The sequence below is a fragment of the Bacillus cereus group sp. N21 genome, from assembly GCF_016483395.1.
In the GTDB taxonomy this organism is placed as follows: Bacteria; Bacillota; Bacilli; order Bacillales; family Bacillaceae_G; genus Bacillus_A; species Bacillus_A pseudomycoides.
This window is the reverse complement of sequence record NZ_JAEHBX010000322.1, coordinates 1-279: the sequence shown is the minus strand read 5'-3', so window position 1 is coordinate 279 and position 279 is coordinate 1. Positions and strand designations below refer to the sequence as shown.

Genomic DNA, 279 nt, shown 5'->3' with positions numbered 1-279 from the left:
AAAAAATCCTGATGGAAAAAAGGTTCGTTTACCGATAGTTCCGGTTGTACAAAAGGATAACTATTGCGTTCCGACAAGTTTGGAAATGATGTTAGGGGTATGGGGAGAAAAACGTACGCAAGATGAAATTGCACAATATATTTTTGATGTAACAGGTTCTAAGTTTTCAGATACAGTTACATATATAGAAGAGCAAGGTTACGAATATCGTTATTTTCAAGGGAATGAGGAAAATTATAAGAGATTACTCAATCAAGGTATTCCCGTTTTATTAAGTAT

General features: G+C 33.7%; 1 protein-coding gene. It reads left to right on the top strand.

The window, feature by feature from the left end; genetic code table 11:
• The coding region (locus JDS96_RS31050) for a C39 family peptidase (RefSeq protein WP_199669152.1) at positions 1 to 279 on the top strand (279 nt) is incomplete at both ends.